We start from the raw sequence: 15,663 nt of genomic DNA on the forward strand, positions 1-15,663 counted from the left end.
TTTTTTTGACAGTGTGTAATTACTGTTGATCTTTGGTTAATGACTCAACAGGTTTAGGCTCCACAGGCTTAGCTTCTACAGGCTTAGCTTCTACAGGCTTAGCTTCTACAGGCTTAGCTTCTACAGGCTTAGCTTCTACAGGCTTAGCTTCTACAGGCTTAGCTTCTACAGGCTTAGCTTCTACAGGCTTAGCTTCTACAGGCTTAGCTTCTACAGGCTTAGCTTCTACAGGCTTAGCTTCTACAGGCTTAGACTCTACAGGCTTAGACTCTACAGGCTTAGACTCTACAGGCTTAGACTCTACAGGCTTAGACTCTACAGGCTTAGACTCTACAGGCTTAGACTCTACAGGCTTAGACTCTACAGGCTTAGACTCTACAGGCTTAGCCTCTACAGGCTTAGCTTCTACAGGCTTAGCCTCTACAGGCTTAGACTCTACAGGCTTAGACTCTACAGGCTTAGACTCTACAGGCTTAGACTCTACAGGCTTAGCTTCTACAGGCTTAGCCTCTACAGGCTTAGCCTCTACAGGCTTAGACTCTACAGGCTTAGCTTCTACAGGCTTAGCTTCTACAGGCTTAGACTCTACAGGCTTAGACTCTACAGGCTTAGACTCTACATCTACTGGCTTTGAAGTGGCTGCACCTTGATTGGCTTCTGGTGAGCCATTTGCCGTGTCGAGAGGCTTAGGTTTGTTGCTTGTTGTACGCCTTCTTCTGCGAGGGTGGCGAGTACCGTTTTTAACCTCTGTGTTACCAGTTTCAGTGGGCTTAGCTTCTACAGGTTTAGACTCTACAGGTTTAGACTCTACAGGTTTAGACTCTACAGGCTTAGACTCTACAGGCTTAGACTCTAGAGGCTTAGATTCGGCAATATTATTGTTTTGTGACTTAGGTGCATCGCTGTTAGGTGAACGTTTATTGGATCTACGTCGTCTTCTAGGTCGTGATGGTTGCTCAGCATCGTTTTGTTTGGTTTGAGCTGGTTTTGGGTTTGTTTTTTCGTTTGAACCATCAACATTAGCAGCCTGTGATGTATTTGGGTTCTGCTTACTCTGATCTTTGTTATTTCTATTTTTATTTCTGTTTTTATTACGGTTTCTATTTTTATTTTCGTTTGGGTTAGCGTTGCGTTGTTGGTTGCCTTGCTGATTATTGCTCGTTTTATTTGCTTTAGCCGGCTCTTTTTTAACAGGTTGTTTTTCTGATGACGGCACTATTTTGCTTAACAAACGCTTAAAGAAACCATCGTTGGCTACGTTTGATGGTGCTGTTGGGCGTTGTGTAGCAGGCATAACATTCTTAACGGCGGCCGTTTCTTGGCTGACGGCTTCACGTTGATATGGTTTAGCGTCTCGAGTCTTACTATTTTGTAGGCGCTCATGACTGGCAGCCGTATCTTGTTTTGCTTCTTTTGTACGAATTCGTTCTATTTCGTAATGAGGTGTTTCAAGATGTTTATCAGGAACGATAATCAACGATACTTTATGAGTCTCTTCAATTTGCTCAACTTCAGAACGTTTTTCGTTAAGAACAAAAGTCGCGCAATCAATGGGGACATGAACAACTACCCGCGCTGTATGCTCTTTCATCGCTTCTTCTTCCAGAATGCGAATAATGGATAAAGACAGCGACTCAACACTTCGAATAGTACCCTGACCATGACAGCGTGGGCAAACAGGCAAGCTAGACTCTGTTAACGATGAATGGATTCGTTGACGAGACATTTCCAATAAACCAAAGCGTGAAATTCTGCTGAATTGAATACGTGCTCTGTCATGCTTCATCGCTTCTTTAATGCGATTTTCTACCATCCGTTGATTTTTAGTAGGCCCCATATCAATGAAATCGATGACGAATAGGCCGCCCATATCACGAATACGAAGTTGTCTTGCAATCTCATCAGCAGCTTCAAGGTTGATATTGAGTGCGGTCGTTTCAAAGTCAGCACCTTTTGTAGCACGAGCTGAGTTGATGTCGATGGAGGTGAGCGCTTCAGTTGGGTCTATAACAATAGACCCACCAGATGGAAGAGGGACTTCACGTCCGTAAGCGGTTTCAATTTGGCTTTCGATTTGGTAACGCGTGAACAAAGGAACGGAGTCTTCGTAAAGTTTAACGCGCGATAAATATTGCGGCATAATTTGCTGCATAAAATCATGTGCTAAATTAAATGATGCTTCACTATCAATCAGAACTTCATCAATATCAGCACGTAAGTAATCACGAATAGAACGGATAACAAAGTTGCTTTCTTGGAAGATCAAATAGGGCGCTTTACGGTCTTTTGAAGCGAGACTAATGGCATCCCACAAATGTGTAAGATAGTTTAAGTCCCATTGGAGTTCTTCGACTGACTTACCAACACCGGCAGTACGAACGATGAGGCCAATATTTTCTGGAATTTCAAGTTGATCAAGTACTTCGCGTAAAGCTGTTCTATTATCACCGTCAATACGACGTGAAATACCGCCCGAACCCGGGTTGTTTGGCATTAATACTAAATAGCTACCTGCTAAGCTAATTTGTGTTGTCAGCGCTGCGCCTTTATTGCCACGCTCTTCTTTTTCAACTTGTACGACAATTTCCAAACCTTCTTTAATTTGGTTTTTGTCTTTTATATCTTGGGTGTCTAAGCCAATCGCTTGACCGGTAATTTCTTTAAATGGAAGGAAACCATGGCGGTTAGCACCATAGTCAACAAAAACGGCTTCTAAGCTACGTTCTACGCGGGTAATAAGTCCTTTATATATATTTGATTTTTTCTGTTCTCTTGCAGGTACCTCTATATCAAGGTCATAAAGTTTTTGTCCGTCGACAAGGGCCACTCGTAACTCTTCTGTGTGAGTGGCATTGATTAACATTCTTTTCATTTGTTTCTTTTCCTGATGCCGCATAGTGCACAGAAATTATTGGGAGGCGAGAAAGGTGGAGTAGTTTCATATACTAATTGTTATCTTTAAATTTTAGTGGTTTAAAAATAGTTTGTTTCTCACTTGGTTCAGACATAAAAGCTTAAACTTATTTTATTAATTGGCTTTATTGAAATGTCCGTATTAAATTTCTGTATTTATGGGCAATTAAAAATCGCTCATCATGGGTCGAGCAAATAAAACCCGTTTGAATGCCAGTTGTGTAACTGATGCATTCAGATCCTGTTGTAAAGCTGAATAAAGTAGCTGACCTACTTCAATGTAACCACCCCAAAGGGCGAGTTATAAAACGACAGATTAGCTTTGCTAACAGACAATCGTTATCATGTTCACTGAGTTTAATAATTCTTATCTAATACCTATTAAACTTTTCGGACTATAGCAAATTAAGCTAATAACATCAATCAGATATACACTAAAGTTAAAACTATATGAAAACAGAGGCGTATGACAAAGTTCGGTTTATTGAGGTCGACGAAAATTCAGTAGGTCAACGCTTGGATAATTTTTTAATGACGCAGTTAAAAGGCGTTCCTAAAAGCCATATATACAAGATTATTCGCCGTGGGGAAGTCAGGATTAATAAAGGGCGAGCAAAAAACATCTATCGTTTAAAGGTCAATGACCTGGTGAGGGTGCCACCAGTAAAAATGGAAGAAAAAAGCACGTCATCACCAGCAAAGTGGATGTTGTCGAGCCTTGAGGAAAGGGTGATATATGAAGACGAACACTTATTGGTGCTTAATAAGCCTTCTGGTATGGCTGTTCATGGCGGAACGGCAAACAGTCACGGGGTAATTGAAACATTACGGTTTTTACGCCCAGAGGAGCGTTATTTGGAATTAGTTCATCGTTTAGATAAGGCGACCTCTGGCTGTTTATTGATCGCAAAAAATAGAAAAATGTTAAATGGACTGCAATCATTATTACGCAATAGAACAATAAGCAAAACATACACAGCATTACTCTGTGGTGTTATCCATAAACAGTCCGTCAACGTGAATGCACCGTTGGAAAAGCGGACATTAGAAAGTGGCGAACACAGGGTGCGTGTTCACCCTGAGGGTAAAAAGTCGGAAACCTTGTTTGAGAAATTGGCGCAATATAAAGGGGCAACCTTAGTATCAGCGTCGCCTAAAACGGGTCGAACACACCAAATAAGGGTGCATGCTAAGCATTTTGGTCACCCTATTGCCGGAGATGAGCGCTATTCAACACCGGCACAGTATAAATCTTACCGCGAGAAAGGCTTAATGAGGCTTTTTTTACATGCAAGCAAGCTTGAGTTTATACACCCCTTAAGTGAAAAAAAGGTCATGTTTGAAGCGCCTCTAGATAACGAACTTGAAATGTTTTTAAAAACACTATGATTACTCAGTACGATTTAATAATTTTTGATTGGGATGGCACCCTAGTAGACTCTATCGATTGGATTGTTGAGTGCATTCAGACAATAGCTAAGCACCAAGGCATAGATCAACCTAGCCAACAAGCCTGTAAAGATATTATTGGCCTGAGCCTGTCAGAGGCAATGGTAACCTTATTTCCAGAGCTGTCTGATGATGAAAAAATAGCCATGGTTGCTGCCTATCGTGAGGTTTATTTAGCTAAAAAGATTTCAACAAAAGACTTGTTTGTTGATACATTACCGACCTTGGAAAAGTTAAAACAAATGGGTAAAACGTTAGCAGTAGCGACGGGTAAAGGGCAATCAGGTTTGGATAGAAGCCTTGATGGAACGGGGCTTCGCCCTTATTTCGACCACCTTCGGTGTGCTGAAAAAATGCAATCGAAACCTAGCCCACATATGTTATTTGATATTCTTGACGAAAGTGGTATCCAGCCAGACAAGGCGATAATGATTGGTGACTCAACATTAGATTTAAAGATGGCGAATAATGCAGGTGTATCCAGCATAGGCGTCACCACGGGTGCCCACTCACATGAAATATTATCAAAACAGATGCCGGTAGCGTGTATTAATAATTTAATGGAAATATTTGAGGGGTAAGAATGGCGTTTTTTAACAAAGATAAATCAATACCGAATGATCAACAATGGGAGAGATCTGTATTAGAGAAGGTCGCTCTGGCTTCTGTCATAGAACAACGACGGACACGACGATGGAATATTTTTTTCAAGCTTTTATTGTTAACCTACATCATTTTTATCAGTAGCTTGGCTATGTCACCGATGTCTGATGTAAGCACATTATCAAAAGGTCTACATACCGCGATGGTTGATGTTAAAGGAATCATTGTTTCGGGTGGCGAGGCAGATGCTGAGAGTATTATTAAAAGTCTAAAAAATGCAGTTAAGGACCCCAACACTAAAGGAATTGTTTTACGGGTGAATTCTCCTGGTGGAAGTCCCGTACAATCGAGTTATGTTTATGAGGCTATTCGAGAGCTCAAAAATACTCACCCAACACTACCAATCTATGCGGTGGTTGAGGATTTATGTGCCTCTGGCTGTTATTTTATCGCGTCAGCGGCGGATAAAATATTTGTCAACCAATCTAGCATTGTCGGCTCAATTGGCGTGGTGATGAATGGCTTTGGCTTTACGGACACGATGAAATCATTGGGTGTAGAGCGTCGTTTATATACTGCCGGAGAGCATAAAGGATTTTTAGACCCATTTTCCAACGTAAAACCTGCTGAAAAAGCACACGTTCAAAGGATGTTGAACGATATTCATACAGAATTTATCGAGTCTGTAAAAAGTGGCAGAGGAGAGCGTTTAGCAGAAAACCCAGATTTATTTAGTGGTCTAGTGTGGGCTGGCTCTGAGAGTATTGAATTAGGTTTGACTGATGCTATTGGTGATGTTCGATCTGTTGCGAAGAATGAAATTGGCGAAGAGAAAATTGTTGATTTTACAGCCCAGCAACCCTTTCTTGAGAAATTGGCAAAAAGTATGGGCGCTGCTACGGCATCGTTCATGGCTAACTTTACAACACTGAATAAAGTCTTTTTGTTTTAGAGGCGTATAGAAGATAAAATATTCAGCTAAAATTCATGCGAAATGAATAAACTGTTACCCACTCAATGAGCTTTTTATAATGATATGCGCACTTTAAAAGTAATTTTGTTCACTATTTTTTGCAATATGGCTATTTCAAGTCATGTTTTAGCGTGTGATGAGATGATTGTGTTAGCTGTTGCAGATATTATCAGTTTGGATGAAGCGATCAAGACAGTTAAAAAGAATAGTAAAGGGAAGGTTCTTGACGCTCAAACAAAGCAAATGAATGGGCAACCAGTTCACGTAATCAAGGTGTTGACTGATAAAGGACATGTTAAAAAAATTCGTGTTCAAGGTACACGAAAATAACGGAAAGGTTTTTTTATGCGAGTTCTTGTAGTTGAAGATGATCAATCCTTGCAGGAGCAACTGGTTGAGAATTTAACGAAGAGGGGGTTTGCTGTCGATGCGACAGATAATGGTACTGATGCTCTTTATTTTGGTACAGAGTACCCCATTGATATTGCGATTGTAGACCTTGGCTTGCCAGATATCCCAGGGATGGAAGTTATAAAGCAGCTTCGTGCTAAAGATATCAATTTCCCAATACTTATATTGACGGCTCGTGCACGTTGGGAAGAAAAGGTTGAGGGTTTAGAGGCAGGCGCAGATGACTATTTAGTTAAGCCATTTCATACCGAAGAGCTATTAGCGCGGATGAATGCGTTGATTCGTCGTTCTGCCGGTGTTGCATCTCCAATGCTTGTGTGTGGCCCAATATCATTGGATAGCAGTGCACAGCAGGTTTTGGTGGATGAAAAGCCTGTTGTATTAACCGCTTATGAATATAAAATGCTGGAATATATGATGATGCATTCTGGTAAGGTTATTTCAAAAACTGAAATTACGGAGCATATATATGATCAAGATTTTGACCGTGATAGTAATGTAATTGAAGTGTTTGTAGGCCGATTGCGCAAAAAATTAGACCCCAATGATCAACACAAGCCGATAGAAACGCTAAGAGGAAGAGGCTATCGCTTTTCCATTCCGCTTAATCACTAGTTAGTTTAAAGCTGTAGATGAATAACAGCATACAGTCTCGGTTAATTTTTTCTGCCAGTGTGGTGCTGTTTTGTTTTTTAGGCTTAGCAGGCGTAGTTTTAGATGCGGCCTATCAAAAAGGCGCACAAAATGCTTTAAACGACCGACTTCAAATTCACCTGTACTCTATTCTTGGAAAAGCCGAAATCAGCCGTGCCAATAAACTAGTGATGCCGACTAACTTATCAGAACCGAGGTTCTCACAGCTTAGTTCAGGCTTATATGCCTATATTTTTGACCTTAACGGTGAAATGGTTTGGCGAAGTACCTCATCGATAGGTAAATTAATAGAGCCCATTAAGCGTTTAAAGCTAGGTCAAAAAGCCTATATAAAAAACCACCCGGGCCGTCAAGAAAGTGTTGCTTTACACTATAAAGCAACGCTGGAAAACGAACACTCTCAGCAGAAGACTTTTGAATTTGTTGTTATTGAGTCTACCTCAAGTGTGGATTATCAGATAGCTGGATTCCGATCTGTTTTATGGCAATGGTTAGGTGGCATCGGGCTGATATTAATTATTTTACAGTTTTGGATTATAAGGGTTAGCTTAAGGCCGTTAAGGCATATAGTTGATGACCTAGAAAGCATTCAAACCGGCGATGCAAAGTATTTAGATAACGATTATAGTCATGAATTAAAAGAGGTTGCTAATACACTCAATAAGCTTATTGATAACGAGAGAACACATTTAAAACGCTACCGAAATACCTTGGCTGATTTGGCACATAGTTTAAAAACCCCTTTATCCGTTTTAACGGGGATTTATGAAAAAGAAAATTTATCGCAAGACGATAAAAAAGTTATTGAGAATCAAACCTTGCTAATGAGGCAAATGGTTGATTATCAGTTGCAAAAAGCTGCAGCTAAAGGACACCAGACGTTAGCAAAACCGTTAGATGTAGAGTTAATAGTGTCGCAAATTATCGATTCATTAAACAAAGTCTATGCTGATAAATCATTGAAGGTGATAAAAGATATTGAGCCGAATCTTTTGTTTAATGCAGAAAAAGGGGATGTTTTTGAGCTGTTTGGTAATTTATTAGATAATGCTTTTAAATGGGCGAACACGATTGTAGAAGTTAGTGTTAAAAAGGTAACGAATGATTCATCTTCAAGTATTGAAATTACCATTGAGGATGATGGGGTTGGGATTTGTGATGATGAAATTGAAAATGTTTTAAAAAGGGGGATTAGGGCTGATGAGTCTGTTCATGGTCATGGCATTGGCTTAGCGGTCGTGAATGAATTGGTATCACTGTATAAAGGAACGTTAACATCGGGCCAAAGTCGGTTAGGCGGGCAAAAATGGACAATAGTGTTTCCTAAAAACTGACATTTATTGAGTTGATTGTGCATCTAGGTCGACAATTTTTACCCAAATAGTATTATTTTTTATAGATGTTTTAGACTGACTGCCAAGAATTTTAGAGTTGGTTTGCTGAGTGATTTCATCAATGCCTGTTAATTTAATCCAGGTGTTTAGCCGCCCGCGAATAACACTTGAGGCGCGGGTAAAGTGGGCCGAGGTTCTATTTTCAGACAAGGCTTCTTCATACCAAGGAGCAATGTCTAGAATAACGGAATCATTCGATAACCGAGGCGTAACGTAAAACCCGTTTGAGGCTTCACGATAGTCTGTAGAGGCTGAGATATGATGATGGTTGTTATATTGTTGGATATGGACACTATTAACAGGTTCACTGACACCATCTGATATATAAGCGGTATGTCCTTCTAAAACTTGTATGCTCTGATTGTTCTTTTCATTTGATTGATCTTTTGTGCTATATATTTTTAGTTCGCCATCGATGGCACTTTTTGCATTATGACGGGTATCAATATTGATATGACTGTTGACGTTATACCCCTTTGTTTGCTGATTAAACTGACCATCGCGATTTACATGAATAACTAAGCGGTGAGCAGGTTGGTCTAATCGCTCAATGAGTCTTTTAATATCGGATAGGTTTTGAGGGTCAACGCGCAGAATTAATTCGTTGTAACCGGCTCCCACTGTCTCATGAGGTTGTAAAAAAGGTTTGATGCTACTGATAACATCGACAGGTTGTTTGTGCTTTAAAGGGTGAAAAATAAGTTCAGCAAGAACGGGTGTGGTAAACAGTAACAAAAGAAAAGCAGCAGTAAACTTATTAATCATAATGGCAGTGACCGAAGTTCGATGTCTGGCGAACTGATTTCCCAAGCACTTTTAAAATAGGATAAGAACTGTGCAGTACGGTCTGCGTCTGAAAAATTACAGAGGCCAACATAATGTTGATAGTTAGGTATTTGAAGGTAGGCACTTTTGTCGAAACAAACAAAATCATCCTCACGAGGAGGGCTAGCAGCGGCCACTTTCTTAAACGAAATGCTGCTAGAAAATCGATGTGATAAACCCAGTAAGCGATGAGAGATTCGGGTGATTGGACGTGTCTCATTCACTAATACATTGATATGAGTGCGATGATTTTTTAAACAAAACTGTTCACAAGCAAAAATAACTGCTTCGGTATCAAAAACTAAAGGGTTTAGCGTGTGACTGTAGATATTAATGTCAGTGTGGGCCTGATTAATCAAACAAACTAGGGCTAGTTTGTTTTCTTCAAAAGAGTTTAGGTTAAATGTTGTTTTTGTTTCTCTAAAGACGGCGTGTTCAAGCTCATAAATTGACATTGAAAACTCCAAGTAAAATGAATATTACTAATAGTTAACCAGTGCCGGTAATGAATAGCAAATAAAGCAAAAAAAAACCGAATCAATTGATTCGGTTAACGTACAAGATTTAAAGCCTATAAATGGGGAAAAAATAGACTTTAGGTGTCGTCTTGCAGGTGATTCATTATAATTATTTAAAATAATTTGAGTATGAGTTATGTCACATTTATGAGAGTTTACTAATATTATTTGCTAGTGTTTCTGCACAGCCGGTGTAGCTAGCAGGTGTCATTTCAAGCAGTAATTGTTTGGCATCGTTAGGAATCTCCAAAGTTTCGATAAAGGCTTTCATGGAGTTTTGATCTATGCCTTGCCCTCGAGTGAGTTCTTTTAATTTTTCATAGGGTTTTTCAATACCATAGCGACGCATCACCGTCTGGATAGGTTCAGCAAGAACTTCCCAGTTGGCATCTAAGTCAGCTAATAGTTTTGCTTCATTGATTTCTAGTTTTGAAATGCCTTTTTGTAATGATTTAAAGCCAATTAAGCTGTGTGCTAAACAAGTGCCTAGGTTTCTAAGCACAGTAGAATCAGTTAAATCACGTTGCCATCTTGAAATAGGTAATTTCTCAGAAAAGTGGTTCATTAAGGCATTAGCAATACCAAAATTACCTTCTGCGTTTTCGAAGTCAATGGGGTTAACTTTATGTGGCATAGTTGATGAGCCAACTTCTCCAGCAATGGTTTTTTGTTTGAAATAACCGACTGAGATATAACCCCAGACATCTCGTGAGAAATCAATCAGGATAGTATTGATTCTTGCTAGGACATGAAAGTATTCAGCAATATAGTCATGAGGCTCGATTTGGATAGTGTATGGGTTAAAGGTTAAACCCAATGATTCAACAAATGCTTCTGCAAACGCTGGCCAATCAACGGCTGGATAGGCTGAGTAATGTGCGTTGTAGTTACCCACGGCACCGTTTATTTTACCCATGATATCTACATCTTCCAGTTGCAATAATTGGCGCTCTAAGCGGGCAACAACGTTAGCAAACTCCTTCCCCATTGTGCTTGGCGAGGCAGTCTGCCCATGTGTTCTTGAGAGCAATGGCGCTGCCGCATAGTCAAGCGCTTTCTCTTTAATGTCATCAATAACATTTGCGATCGCAGTGCCTATTACTTCGTCGCGACCTTCTTTAAGCATTAAGGCGTAAGATAAGTTGTTAATGTCTTCAGAAGTGCATGCAAAGTGAATGAACTCACTAATGGTCAGTAATTCGGCATTGTCAGCGATTTTTTCTTTAAGAAAGTACTCAACTGCTTTTACATCGTGGTTTGTTGTGCTTTCAATGTCTTTTACACGTTGAGCATCGTCTAATGAAAACTGCTCGACGATACTATCAAGCAAGGCATGAGCAGTGTCCGAAAAGCGATTAACTTCAGAAATTTCATCGTGTTCTGATAAGGCTTGTAGCCAGCGGACTTCAACGGTCACACGTGCTTTAATTAAGCCAAATTCTGAGAAAATAGGGCGTAGTTCATCAACTTTGCTGGCATAACGGCCATCAACTGGCGAAAGGGCATTTAGTTTATTTAATGTCATGAAATTATAGTGAATTATGAGTTTATAGTGGAAGTGGTGTCTATTATACCGCCACCAAGGCAAACCTCATTGTTATAAAAAACAACAGATTGACCCGGGGTCACGGCACGTTGAGGGTCGTCAAATTGTACTAGGCAATGATCATCACCAATCAGGGTGACTTGACATGCTTGGTCTTTTTGACGGTAGCGTGTTTTAGCGGTGCAGCGAAAGCTATTTGATACAGCTTGACCGCTAACCCAGCTGAGCTGCGATGCGTTGAGTGTATTGCTTTGCATTAAGGTATGGTCATGGCCTTGAGCGACTACTAAAATATTATTTTTTAGGTTTTTTTCAACCACATACCAAGGTTCTTCGGCAGCGGATTTAATGCCGCCAATACCGAGCCCTTGACGCTGGCCCAAGGTGTAATACATTAAACCTTGGTGTTCGCCAATGGTTTCACCTTCTGGTGTGTTCATAAGGCCTGGTTGAGCGGGCAGGTAGCGTTGTAAGAAATCTTTAAATTTGCGTTCACCAATAAAACAAATACCGGTGCTATCTTTTTTCCGACTATTAATAAACCCCGCTTTTTGTGCAAGTTCTCTAACAGCCGGCTTTTCCATATTCCCAATAGGAAAGAGTGAGCGACTTAATTGCGTTTGCCCCAATGTATAAAGGAAGTAGCTTTGGTCTTTATTGTTATCCAAACCACGCAGGAGTTGGAATTGATTGTGTTGTTGAGCAATTTGTGTGTAATGTCCGGTTGCTATGTAATCAGCTCCGAGTTCAGTGGCATAATCTAAAAAGGCTTTAAACTTAATTTCACGGTTACATAAAATATCGGGGTTGGGTGTTCTACCAGCGGCATATTCGCTTAAAAAGTCTTCAAAAACGTTATCCCAGTACTCAGCTGCAAAATTGACGGTTTTAAGTTCAATACCCAATTTATCACTGACCTGTTGGGCATCGGCTAAATCTTCCTTCGCTGTACAATATTCGCTGCCATCATCCTCATCCCAGTTTTTCATAAATAAACCGGTTACCTCGTGACCTTGTTCAAGCAAGCGCAATGCGGCTACAGAAGAGTCTACCCCACCTGACATGCCGATCATTATTTTTTTATTGTCCATTTAAAACAGTAGGTTATAGGTTTTATTTAATGTAAGATTTAATGATTGAAAGCGGGTAACTAACCCCTGACAGGTAGTCATTAAGGCTTTCTAAAATAATAGGGCTACGTAAGCGATCGGTATTTGCTTTGATTTCATCGAGACTCATCCATAACGCACGAATAATGCCTTCATCAAGTTCTGTTGAGACTTCTTTATGACACACGCTGCCAGCATAAGTACTTCGATAATAGGTGGTTTCATTATCAGTGTTATGCCATAAATACGAGCCGATAATTACTTCCGGTGTAAAACGGTAACCCGTTTCTTCTAAAGTTTCCCTAATGACAGCGTTTTCCATACTTTCGTTTGGGTCTAAATGTCCAGCAGGCTGGTTAAGGACAGGGCCGACTGGGGACTCTTCCTCAACCATCAAAAATTTTCCGTCAAGTTCAACAATAGATGCGACGGTGACGTTTGGTTTCCAGATCATCGGGTGTAGTAAAAATTATTTAGAGTACGTATTTTAATTGAATTAATTGAAGAGTGCTTCAATTGAATTAAACTTATGGATTTAACAGTGCTAATGTTTTGAATTTAAAAATATTTATTGTTGAATAAAGCTATGCTGTATTTATCAACCTTGAAAAAAGCTGGGGTCTATTAACTCAAGAAAGTTTTTGGCTGGTAATGATAATGACCCTTGTCTTTTCATGGTGACACCGTAGTAATAATCAGGAAAGTATTTTGACAATGGTTTTGCGATGAGCTGTTCGTTGCCCGTTAATGACACGCTGGTAACGATTGATAAGCCTAAACCTAATTCGACGTATTTTTTGATGATTTCCCAACTCCAAGCTTCTAATGAAACCCGATAGCGTAATTTGTGTTTTTGTAATACGTCATCAACAATACGCCATGTATTTAAGTGTTTAGGTGGCAAAATAAGGTCATATTGAACAATCTCATGCAGGCTAACCTCGTCGACCGAGGCTAGCGGATGACCAAATGGCATAATCAGCACAGGGACAAAGCGATAAACTTGCTTGTATAGAATATCGGCGGGGACTTCTAACATCGGGCCAACAGCAAAGTCTACTTCATCATTTCTAATGGCGTCTATGCTGGTGTTTCCTGATACCTGATGCAACTTAATATGTACATGAGGGTATCGTTGTTTAAAGCGTTCTACGATATTCGGTAATAAATAAAGGATACTCGCCTCACCAGCAGCGATGTTAATTTCAGTTGTTTCTTCTGGGTTGTTGGCGGCAGTGAACCGTGTTGGCAGAGTATCCATTTGCTCAACAAGTGGTTTTGCCAGTTCCAGTAATTTTTTCCCCGCATCCGTTAAGGTTATTTTCGGACCATTTCGAGTAAATAACTTAGCGTTTAATTCTTTTTCTAAGCTTTGAATTTGCAGTGATACGGACGGTTGACTTAATTGTAATAAATCAGCGGCCTTTGAAAAGCCACCAACTTTGGCGGCCATACAAAATGACCTTAATTGCTTATGACGGTTAGACTTTATCGTATGTTCTTCCATTGGATTGCATTCTATCATTAATTTAATTAATGATAGAAATAGCTTTATTGGGATTGTACGGTGGTATAAAGTTAATATAATGCACTGCACAAACATTATTTTATAACCGACTTAGGAGGTTTAAATGAATGCATTAACGTTTAAAGGTGAACTGTTACCAAGTTATGCCAGTATTTATAACGATGAAGCAAATGCTTTTGTGTCAACATTAGCGGAAGAGTTTTCCCCTCGTGTTGCAGCATTACTCGAGGCGCGTAAAGTAAGGCAGGCCGAAATTGATGCGGGTCAATTGCCTGACTTTTTAGCGGAAACAAAACATATACGTGAGGGTGATTGGCGTATCTTAGGTATTCCAGATGACCTACAAGACAGACGAGTAGAGATTACCGGTCCTGTTGATCGTAAAATGATCATTAATGCTTTAAACGCCAATGTAAAAGTGTTTATGGCCGATTTTGAGGATTCATTGTCGCCGACGTGGGATAAAGTCGCTCAGGGCCAAGTTAATATGCGTGATGCAGTTAATGGGACTATCTCATTGGATGACCCTAAATCAGGCAAACACTATGAACTAAATGATGACCCTGCGGTACTTGTTTGCCGCGCACGAGGTTTGCATCTTCCTGAAAAGCACATTCATTTAAACGGACAGGAAATTCCTGGTGGTTTAATTGATTTTGCATACTATTTTTTCCATAACTATAAAACCTTATTAGCAAAAGGCTCAGGGCCATACTTTTATATTCCTAAATTGCAATCGCATAAAGAAGCTCGCTGGTGGGCTGACTTAATGGATAAAGCTGAAGATTTGGTAGGGTTAGAGCGGGGTACTATCAAAGCAACTGTTTTGATTGAAACACTACCGGCTGTCTTTGAAATGGAGGAGATTCTCTACGAATTTCGTGATCATATTGTGGCACTTAACTGTGGTCGTTGGGATTATATATTTAGCTACATCAAAACGCTTAAAAATTACCCAGATCGTGTGCTTCCAGACCGCCAAGTTGTGACCATGGATAAACCCTTTTTGAGTGCATATTCGAGGCTATTAATTAAAACTTGTCATAAACGCGGTGCTTTAGCAATGGGCGGAATGGCAGCGTTTATACCCGCAAAAGATACCGAGGCTAATGCCGCTGTCTTAAAAAAAGTCGTTGGCGATAAAACGCTAGAAGCAAAAAATGGCCATGATGGAACATGGGTCGCGCACCCAGGTCTGGCAGATACAGCAATGGCGGTCTTTAATGAATATATTGGTGAAGGTAAAGCAAACCAAATGGACGTATTGCGTACTGAAGATGCCGACGTGACAGCAGAGGATTTATTAGAGCCTTGTGAAGGCGATCGAACAGAAGAGGGGATGCGGGCTAATTTGCGAATAGCTGTTCAATATATTGAAGCATGGATCCAAGGTAATGGTTGTGTGCCGATCTATGGTTTGATGGAAGATGCGGCAACTGCTGAGATTTCACGCTCATCAATCTGGCAATGGATACATCACGGCAAAAACTTAAGCAACGGCAAAAAAGTAACCGTTGAATTGTTCCGCGAATTAATGCTTGAAGAAATGGAAACAATTAAGAGTGAGATTGGTGAAAAGCGCTTTAAAGAGGGCCGTTTCAGCGAGGCGGCAAAAATAATGGACCGCTTTACCACATCTGAAAAACTAGTGGATTTCTTAACGGTACCAGCTTACGAGTATTTGTAGTTGCTAGGAATCAGTTACGTTAGGTTGGGCAGTAAAATGTCCATATATTTTAA

Annotated in this window: 14 protein-coding genes; 7 read left to right on the forward strand and 7 right to left on the reverse strand. The window is 40.1% G+C overall.

The window, feature by feature from the left end; all coding sequences use genetic code 11:
* Window positions 1-19: 19 nt before the first annotated feature.
* Window positions 20-2,872 (reverse strand): Rne/Rng family ribonuclease, encoded by a 2,853-nt coding sequence (locus CPC19_RS06705; protein ID WP_240183324.1) that lies wholly within the window; start codon window positions 2,870-2,872, stop codon window positions 20-22.
* A gap of 491 nt (window positions 2,873-3,363) precedes the next feature.
* Between CPC19_RS06705 and CPC19_RS06710 the strand changes: the two genes are divergently transcribed.
* From CPC19_RS06710 to CPC19_RS06735, 6 genes are all read left to right on the forward strand, one after another.
* Window positions 3,364-4,302, forward strand: coding sequence for an RluA family pseudouridine synthase (locus CPC19_RS06710; protein WP_016390633.1), 939 nt, complete (start codon window positions 3,364-3,366; stop codon window positions 4,300-4,302).
* Window positions 4,299-4,943, forward strand: a complete 645-nt coding sequence (locus CPC19_RS06715; RefSeq protein ID WP_016390634.1) for an HAD family hydrolase — start codon at window positions 4,299-4,301, stop codon at window positions 4,941-4,943. Before CPC19_RS06710 ends, CPC19_RS06715 begins: the two co-directional genes overlap by 4 nt.
* Before the next feature lie 2 nt (window positions 4,944-4,945).
* Window positions 4,946-5,917 (forward strand): S49 family peptidase, encoded by a 972-nt coding sequence (locus CPC19_RS06720; protein ID WP_016390635.1) that lies wholly within the window; start codon window positions 4,946-4,948, stop codon window positions 5,915-5,917.
* Window positions 5,918-6,001: 84 nt separating this feature from the next.
* Complete coding sequence (locus CPC19_RS06725; protein WP_016390636.1) at window positions 6,002-6,268, forward strand: PepSY domain-containing protein; 267 nt, start codon at window positions 6,002-6,004, stop codon at window positions 6,266-6,268.
* 15 nt (window positions 6,269-6,283) lie between these two features.
* Window positions 6,284-6,964 carry a response regulator transcription factor gene (locus tag CPC19_RS06730; protein WP_015005982.1) on the forward strand — a complete coding sequence of 227 codons (681 nt, stop codon included), beginning with the start codon at window positions 6,284-6,286 and terminating at the stop codon, window positions 6,962-6,964.
* Window positions 6,965-6,981: 17 nt separating this feature from the next.
* Window positions 6,982-8,337 (forward strand): ATP-binding protein, encoded by a 1,356-nt coding sequence (locus CPC19_RS06735; RefSeq protein ID WP_016390637.1) that lies wholly within the window; start codon window positions 6,982-6,984, stop codon window positions 8,335-8,337.
* Between the two features lie 3 nt (window positions 8,338-8,340).
* Here the strand turns inward: CPC19_RS06735 and CPC19_RS06740 are convergent, their stop codons facing one another.
* From CPC19_RS06740 to CPC19_RS06765, 6 genes are all read right to left on the reverse strand, one after another.
* The gene (locus CPC19_RS06740; protein ID WP_016390638.1) at window positions 8,341-9,162 is read right to left on the reverse strand and encodes a NolW-like protein; all 822 of its coding nucleotides are present in this window, start codon (window positions 9,160-9,162) and stop codon (window positions 8,341-8,343) included.
* Window positions 9,159-9,677 (reverse strand): hypothetical protein, encoded by a 519-nt coding sequence (locus CPC19_RS06745; protein WP_016390639.1) that lies wholly within the window; start codon window positions 9,675-9,677, stop codon window positions 9,159-9,161. Before CPC19_RS06745 ends, CPC19_RS06740 begins: the two co-directional genes overlap by 4 nt.
* A gap of 208 nt (window positions 9,678-9,885) precedes the next feature.
* Window positions 9,886-11,265 carry an adenylosuccinate lyase gene (purB, locus tag CPC19_RS06750; protein WP_015005978.1) on the reverse strand — a complete coding sequence of 460 codons (1,380 nt, stop codon included), beginning with the start codon at window positions 11,263-11,265 and terminating at the stop codon, window positions 9,886-9,888.
* A 14-nt stretch (window positions 11,266-11,279) separates the two neighbouring features.
* The gene (mnmA, locus tag CPC19_RS06755; RefSeq protein WP_035850931.1) at window positions 11,280-12,377 is read right to left on the reverse strand and encodes a tRNA 2-thiouridine(34) synthase MnmA; all 1,098 of its coding nucleotides are present in this window, start codon (window positions 12,375-12,377) and stop codon (window positions 11,280-11,282) included.
* A 22-nt stretch (window positions 12,378-12,399) separates the two neighbouring features.
* Window positions 12,400-12,849: an NUDIX hydrolase gene (locus tag CPC19_RS06760; RefSeq protein ID WP_015005976.1), complete on the reverse strand. Its 450-nt coding sequence runs from the start codon at window positions 12,847-12,849 to the stop codon at window positions 12,400-12,402.
* Between the two features lie 144 nt (window positions 12,850-12,993).
* Complete coding sequence (locus tag CPC19_RS06765) at window positions 12,994-13,902, reverse strand: LysR family transcriptional regulator (RefSeq protein ID WP_081651238.1); 909 nt, start codon at window positions 13,900-13,902, stop codon at window positions 12,994-12,996.
* A gap of 124 nt (window positions 13,903-14,026) precedes the next feature.
* Here CPC19_RS06765 and aceB point away from each other — a divergent pair, with 124 nt between their 5' ends.
* Window positions 14,027-15,610, forward strand: coding sequence for a malate synthase A (gene aceB / locus CPC19_RS06770; protein ID WP_016390643.1), 1,584 nt, complete (start codon window positions 14,027-14,029; stop codon window positions 15,608-15,610).
* Window positions 15,611-15,663 lie beyond the last annotated feature (53 nt).

This window comes from Cycloclasticus sp. PY97N, assembly GCF_002443175.1.
GTDB lineage: Bacteria > Pseudomonadota > Gammaproteobacteria > Methylococcales > Cycloclasticaceae > Cycloclasticus > Cycloclasticus pugetii.

Coding starts and splice junctions, on each gene's coding strand:
- CPC19_RS06745 (WP_016390639.1), bottom strand. CDS start 9,677: ATGTCAATTTATGAGCTTGAACACGCCGTCTTTAGAGAAACAAAAACA.
- CPC19_RS06720 (WP_016390635.1), top strand. CDS start 4,946: ATGGCGTTTTTTAACAAAGATAAATCAATACCGAATGATCAACAATGG.
- CPC19_RS06735 (WP_016390637.1), top strand. CDS start 6,982: ATGAATAACAGCATACAGTCTCGGTTAATTTTTTCTGCCAGTGTGGTG.
- CPC19_RS06730 (WP_015005982.1), top strand. CDS start 6,284: ATGCGAGTTCTTGTAGTTGAAGATGATCAATCCTTGCAGGAGCAACTG.
- mnmA (WP_035850931.1), bottom strand. CDS start 12,377: ATGGACAATAAAAAAATAATGATCGGCATGTCAGGTGGGGTAGACTCT.
- CPC19_RS06715 (WP_016390634.1), top strand. CDS start 4,299: ATGATTACTCAGTACGATTTAATAATTTTTGATTGGGATGGCACCCTA.
- CPC19_RS06725 (WP_016390636.1), top strand. CDS start 6,002: ATGCGCACTTTAAAAGTAATTTTGTTCACTATTTTTTGCAATATGGCT.
- CPC19_RS06705 (WP_240183324.1), bottom strand. CDS start 2,872: ATGAAAAGAATGTTAATCAATGCCACTCACACAGAAGAGTTACGAGTG.
- aceB (WP_016390643.1), top strand. CDS start 14,027: ATGAATGCATTAACGTTTAAAGGTGAACTGTTACCAAGTTATGCCAGT.
- CPC19_RS06765 (WP_081651238.1), bottom strand. CDS start 13,902: ATGGAAGAACATACGATAAAGTCTAACCGTCATAAGCAATTAAGGTCA.
- CPC19_RS06710 (WP_016390633.1), top strand. CDS start 3,364: ATGAAAACAGAGGCGTATGACAAAGTTCGGTTTATTGAGGTCGACGAA.
- purB (WP_015005978.1), bottom strand. CDS start 11,265: ATGACATTAAATAAACTAAATGCCCTTTCGCCAGTTGATGGCCGTTAT.
- CPC19_RS06760 (WP_015005976.1), bottom strand. CDS start 12,849: ATGATCTGGAAACCAAACGTCACCGTCGCATCTATTGTTGAACTTGAC.
- CPC19_RS06740 (WP_016390638.1), bottom strand. CDS start 9,162: ATGATTAATAAGTTTACTGCTGCTTTTCTTTTGTTACTGTTTACCACA.